General features: G+C 62.7%; 1 pseudogene. It reads right to left on the reverse strand.

The features are described from left to right. A pseudogene (locus L6D64_RS28170) lies at window positions 1-707 on the reverse strand (T6SS effector BTH_I2691 family protein); the annotation flags it as partial.

Here is a 707-nt window from a genome sequence, read left to right on the forward strand (position 1 = left end):
GCCACTTCAACCACAGCGCTTCACTGCTGCCTGGGGCTGGCTCAGGGTTGGTGGACGGCGCTTCGGTGATGCCACCGGCCAGGCAGGCGGCGATGGTCTTGCTGTAGGCGATGCCCGATTCGCGGTCTCGGCCATCGTAATCGTGCCGCTCAATCAGGGCGAAGGCCGCGCCCTCGCAGAGTTCCACGTAGGTGCCGGCATGCCGGTCGATGTAAGCCTGGAACCGGGCCTCTTGCTGATCGTATTCGGCCTGGAACGCTGCACGCCGGGGCTCGTCGTAGCGTTCTTCGAGTTTTTCATCGCTCTCGCGCTGATGCATCTCGATCACGCGCTGGCGTTCTTTCTCAGAATCGACGAACACCGGTGGCCCGTCGCCAGTTTGTGGCTCGAACGTCGAGGGCACTTTTTGCGCAGCCCAATCACGCTGGGTAGCGCGAATGATCTGCAGGATCTGCGACGTCTGCAGCTGATAGGCGCGCAGCGGGTCCTCGCGCCAGACTTGGCGTTTCACCACCCAGTTCAGGCGCTGGTGGTTGTACTCCTGAATCAGCCCGACGGTGTCGTCGAGCACCACCGCCAGCACGCCGTTCTCAAGCTGGTGCCGGGCCATGGCATTGACCAGGTAACCGCGCAAGGCAGTCTTGCGCAGGAAGCGGCTGTGAAAACCATGGGCACTGTCGAACGGCCCGTTCACTTGCTGGGCATAT

Source organism: Pseudomonas urethralis (genome assembly GCF_021602465.1).
GTDB classification, from domain to species: domain Bacteria; phylum Pseudomonadota; class Gammaproteobacteria; order Pseudomonadales; family Pseudomonadaceae; genus Aquipseudomonas; species Aquipseudomonas vlassakiae.